The following is a 5,498-nucleotide window of genomic DNA, read 5'->3' as shown; positions in this document are numbered from 1 at the left end:
GTGGACAAGGACATGTGCGACGAACTGAAGTGCCTGTTGCCGCTGGAGCAGAAAGGGGCTCTTGAGATCCAGACACCGAGGAACATCACGGTACCTAAACCGGTGACGGTGACGGAAGACGATGGACTGGATCTGCCCATATGAAAATGCCGGGGCATTTTCATATGACGAAGAAGCTCGCCCCATCTCCGTGTCGCCGTGTCACCGCGTCTGCTTCTCTTTTCCTCTTTCCACTTTCCACTGTTCCTTTATCCCCCCATCAGATCCTGGTATATCATGTCGGTGACGCGCGTCCCGGTGTAATTTTCCGACCGGGTGCCCTTGACCTTGCCGTGGTCGACCTTGCACCCTGGAATGTTCGCGTCGATAGCCCTGGCGCCCTTTTCCGTAATATCGGTCCCCCTGATATACAGTTTTTGAAGCCCAGCCATCCCTGCCAGGGCGACGACACTGGCGTCAGTGATCCCGGACCCCGAGAGGCTCAGGCTGCGCAGCCCGTTCATGCCGGCGATCACGGAGACCCCCTGGTCGGTGATCCTGTTGCGTCCCAGGTGAAGCCTTCTCAGGCTGGTCATCCCCTCAATGATCCCGAGCCCCTCGTCGGTGACGTCGGTGTTGACCAGGCTCAGGATCCTCAGCTGCTTTAGCTCTGCCAGCGTCTCCAGGTCCCCATCGCCAACCGTGTTGAAACTGAGATCCAGGCACTGGAGGGAGGTCAGCGCGGAAAGGGCCGACAGGTGGGTCGTGTCGGGCCTTGTGATCCCGGCCCCCATCAGGTTGAGGACTGTCAGGTCACCCAGGGATCCGAGATCCACCAGGAAATGGTTGCTGAGTTTTGTAAAGGCCATGTGAAGGATCTGCAGGTGTTCCATCCGGGCGATCACTCCGGGGATGCTGCCTGTGAAGAAGGTAAAGGACAGGTCCAGGCACCGGGCACCGGCGGCTTTTTCCAGGACTCCCGGCAGCAGGCTGTTTTTCACTGAACTGTAGGACAGATCCAGCGCCCACAGCGCATCCGGACCAGCGGTCTGGACCTCTCCCAGCCCGTTGGGCAGATCGAGGGCGGCACGCAAACCCACCTGGGCGCACATTCCGGCAGTATGGCGTCCTTTGGCCTCCCCGAGACGCGCCCAGTTCAGGAAGCGATCCCGCGGTGCAAGGCCGGGCACCAGGACCTTCGAGGGCATGGACACCCACCATGGTTCATCGCAAACGGCTCCTTCTTCCCGGGTGTAGAGCGTCCCGCAGGAAGGACCCTCCGGGAAAAGGATCTCGCGAGCGAGCATTGAGGTCATAGGCTTCTCCGGTCGGCAATGAAAACCTGGATCACTTTGCTGGTTGCTTGCGGCAAGTTGCGTCTGTTAACATAACTTACCACACCGACAAAGCTTTTTATCCCCATAATCGCCGGGAATGCGACCAATGGTGATCCGGGAGTGTGAGACCCAAACCCATATGACCGCCCATCGCTTTCGTCCCGGGTTCTGGGAGCAGGTCCTGGGTCTGGCCGGGGTCTTCACCGGGATCTTCATGAAGTTTTCGAGGCAGTAGCCCCGATAGTGAGCCGCGGAACCAGAAACTTGAGCGTCGCGATCCCTGTTTCACCCGGAAATCGGTCGGAGGACCTCACGCATCGCGCCCACCCTTCGACAAGCTCCCTTCGATCACGCCTGTGGCGTGACTAAGGCAGGCAGGGCAGGCCCCTCGACTATGCTCGGGACAGGCAGGACAGGCGGCGTGACTGGAGATCAGTATTTCAGGGCGGGCCTGCTAAATTCCTCCTTGCCGGCGCCTCCGCCGTGAAGAAGAAGGTTGACGAACCCGCTTATGGCCGCCAGGCTGTCCCTGTCCGCGCTCAGAAAGCGAACTCCACAACCGATCGGGCCGGCGATCCTGTCATCCTGACTCCACGCCACGGAGGCCGACCGGATCACCACCTGCCGTTCGTTTCCCGGGACAGCGAAACGGATCTGTATGATGTCGCCTGCGATCGTTGGATGTTCCATGGCAATGAACGCTCCGCCTTTACAGAGGGAGTGGATGGTGGCCTCGTACTTTTCCCCCGCCATTTCCACGATGCACGAGAGCCTGGTGTTAACTCTCAGGTACTGTCTCTCGTTCGTCCCGAGCAACTGCTCCACAATGGACATCAAAACGTCTTTCCTTACCGGCTTGTAGAGCAGACCGTCGCACCCCGCGGACAGGGTGGCTGGCCGCGACATCTCCGGGCTCCCGGAACTGACAATGACCACAGGGATATGTGATGTCTGCGGATCGTTCTTGAGGGTTCGACAGACCTCGTCGCCGTTCATGTCGGGCATGAACATGTCCAGGAGGATGAGGTCCGGATTCAGTGCGCGGGCCCTCTCCAGAGCCCCGGCCCCCGTCCGGGCTGTGTGGATGTCGAAATTTCGCCTGCCCAGCAGGGAGATCTGAAACTGTATAAACAGCTCCACATCATCAACGATGAGAATCTTTTTCAAGCTGCTGTCGGTTGACATTGCCATTCCCTCCCCTGCAGATGCTGCCACTGCAGACCATCGATTTTGCCCACCTCTCAAAAAGTCTCTTCGAGCCACCCCACGCCGGACTTTTACGCCTCTGCCGCCATCGGCGCTCCTGAACGCGGGCTTCGCGGACATCCTGCATGACAGCCCTTTTCCTATTGATAAGCTTTCAATATCCGGGCCATAAAAACAAAAATAAAAACCTTCTATTAACAAACAGTTACGGCCGGACGCTTGCGTCCTCCTTTATATGGGTGTACATGAGGGTAGGCAACTGCACACGATAGTGTGCAGCCCCCGGCAACCCCGCCGTGTCCATTCCCTGGACCGGACTGGAAGCGGGGCCTGTCGGGGAGGGAGAGAGTCGCCCGTACCGCCAATGACCGCCCAACGGGACGGGAAACAGGTCAACTCTACATGGAAGGCAGGGATTTTGCAGGTGTGCAGAGTTGATGGACTCGCAAAAAGTCCATCAACGCACCCCGCGCGGGGTGCCCAAATCAATGACCCGCCGCGCCTGGGAAGGGCGCCCGGATCGATGACCGATAAACATGTCAGCGATCCGTGAGGGAAGGGAAAACCACGCTTTTCCCTTCCCATAGAGCCAAAGTCTCGCACAGACTTTGGTGATCTATCAGCAGTCATTGATTTGTAAGGAAAGGGAAAACGACGCTTTTCCCTTTCCGTTGAGCGAAAAGTCCAGGACTGGACTTTTTGCGCCTTGATCTGGGTTTTACACCTCGCGGGAGAATAAGGGACTTATAATGACTCATGAAAATACGGCGCCGACCGACACTGTTCTGATCATTGACGACGAGGAATCGGTGCGGGCGTCTCTCGAAACTCTCATGGAGGAGCATTTTATCGTCCTCACATCGGAAACCGGTGAAAAGGGGCTGAGGAAGCTCCGCGAGAAGAACGCCGACCTGATCATTCTCGACGTGACCATGCCCGGCATCGGCGGGATGGCGACCCTCGACACGATCATGGACATGGACGATCCTCCCGAGGTCATCATGCTTTCGGCTTCCGACAGCGCCCGGTTGGGGGTCCAGGCCGTCAGGAACGGCGCTTTCGACTATATTCCCAAACCGTTCGATTCGGAGGAGATAATGGAAGTCGCCAGAAAGGCGCTGGAAAAAAGGCGGCTGAGAAGGGAGATCCAGTACCTCAGGTCCGAGGTCGTCAAGCTGGGCGGGTTGTCCAACATCGTTGGACGCTCCAGGGCCATCAAAGATGTCCTGCGGATCGTCGAGAGGATATGCAACACCGACTCCAATGTCCTGATCACCGGCGAAAGCGGGACCGGCAAAGAGGTGATCGCCAGAGCCATCCACTCCAGGGGTTCCAAAAAAGACGGCCCCTTTGTGCCTGTCAACTGCGCGGCCATCCCCCAGGAGCTTCTCGAAAGCGAGTTCTTCGGGCACGAAAAGGGCTCCTTTACAGGGGCCCACGAAAGGAGGATGGGCAAATTCGAAGCGGCCCACAGGGGGATCATGTTCCTTGACGAGATATCCACCCTCAGGCCCGACCTCCAGGCCAAGCTGCTCCGGGTTCTCCAGGAAGGCGAATTTTCCCGTGTCGGGGGCACCCAGACGATCCGCACCAGCGTACAGGTCATATCCGCCTCCAACCAGGACCTCAAAGAACTTATCAAGGCCGGCCGTTTCCGTGAGGACCTCTTTTACCGGCTCAACGTGCTCCCGGTCCACCTCCCCCCCCTGAGGGATCGCAAGGGAGACATTCCCCTCCTGGTGAACTACTTCCTGGACAGGATCGCCTATCGCCTGAACCGGAACATCGCCGAGATCACACCGGAGGTCATGGAACTTTTCGAAGCCTACCGATGGCCGGGTAATATAAGGGAGCTTGAGAACCTCCTTGAAAGGCTCGTGGCCTTCTCGTCGAACCGCCGCCCCATTGGTGTCCAGGACCTGCCCAACGAGATCGTCTTTCCGGATACTGAAAACAGCGATACCGTCAGATCCGGCACATGGGGCCTCCATGAAGCCAGGGACCGTTTCGAGAAGATGTACATCCTGTCAACGCTGAGGCGTGCAGGGTGGAACCAGTCGGAAGCGGCCAGGGTCCTCGGAATCCACCGGAACACACTCCTCAAGAAGATGGCGGTCCTGAGCCTCCATCCCAGGAAGATCTGACCCGGCAGACCTCCCTTTCATATCTGCACACTATCGTGTGCACACGACCCAACTCCTTGTAACATAAGGTTTAATCGGCCTCACACCCCGTCCGCAGCCCCTTGTTGCACACTATAGTGTGCAACAAGGGGGCCCCTCACCGTTTATACCATTTAAAATATACCAAACAAAACAAGGCGTTAGCGCAATTCCCCATGTTGGCAGAGGTATTGCTATAACAGTGGTAATCTTAAACCTGTCGGTAACGCTTTTTGATTGCTGACCAGTTTCCCAAAACACTTACGGAGGAGATGAAATGAAAAAGATGCTGCTTTCCATGACCATCGCTGCCATTACCGTCATGACCTGGGCCACCGTCGTGCTGGCGAGTAGTGGGGACGGGGGGTTCTGATCAGGGGACCGCAGTTCCCGGAAGATCTTTTCGGGCTTGGGGGTAGGGAGATGGGAGGCGCTGTATCGCCTCCCATCTCTTGTGTGGGCCGCTTGCCGGACCACCCCCCGGGAGGAACACCGCCCCGGTCGGTACGGCTCCGGGTCAAACGCCTGTTGACAGGAAGCGGCCTGCTCGGTGAAGATGGGACCAAAACGACTGCGGGGTTCCTCAATGGCAGGTAAAAAGGTCTTCATCGCTTTCCTGGCTGTATTATTTATTCTTCCGGTTCTCAGGGCGGTCCCCGCCTCGGCGGAGGGGGTGTTCCGGTTCCCGCTATTTTACGTCCCGGCCAGCCTCGACCCCGTCAGGGACGAACTCATAGCCACTTACCACGTGGTTCAGCAGGTCTACGACGGCCTGGTGGCCTTCGACAGCAACCTCAGAGTTGTACCCGGCCTG

The 5,498-nt window shown here is 58.0% G+C and carries 4 protein-coding genes; 2 read left to right on the top strand and 2 right to left on the bottom strand.

Annotation, left to right across the window (positions count from 1 at the left end; translation table 11 throughout):
• Positions 1-248: 248 nt before the first annotated feature.
• Both P1S46_11215 and P1S46_11210 read right to left on the bottom strand, forming a co-directional pair.
• Positions 249-1,295: a hypothetical protein gene (locus P1S46_11215; protein ID MDF1537044.1), complete on the bottom strand. Its 1,047-nt coding sequence runs from the start codon at positions 1,293-1,295 to the stop codon at positions 249-251.
• A 453-nt stretch (positions 1,296-1,748) separates the two neighbouring features.
• Positions 1,749-2,501 carry a response regulator gene (locus P1S46_11210; protein ID MDF1537043.1) on the bottom strand — a complete coding sequence of 251 codons (753 nt, stop codon included), beginning with the start codon at positions 2,499-2,501 and terminating at the stop codon, positions 1,749-1,751.
• Positions 2,502-3,271: 770 nt separating this feature from the next.
• On the opposite strand from P1S46_11210, the gene P1S46_11205 reads away from it, so the two are divergent.
• Both P1S46_11205 and P1S46_11200 read left to right on the top strand, forming a co-directional pair.
• Positions 3,272-4,666, top strand: a complete 1,395-nt coding sequence (locus P1S46_11205; protein ID MDF1537042.1) for a sigma-54 dependent transcriptional regulator — start codon at positions 3,272-3,274, stop codon at positions 4,664-4,666.
• A 604-nt stretch (positions 4,667-5,270) separates the two neighbouring features.
• On the top strand, positions 5,271-5,498 hold a 228-nt coding region (locus tag P1S46_11200; protein MDF1537041.1), incomplete at its 3' end, for a hypothetical protein.

Source organism: bacterium (assembly GCA_029210545.1).
Classification (GTDB): Bacteria; BMS3Abin14; BMS3Abin14; order BMS3Abin14; family BMS3Abin14; genus JARGFV01.
The sequence above is the reverse complement of the archived record's forward strand: the minus strand, read 5'-3'. Positions and strand labels throughout refer to the sequence as shown.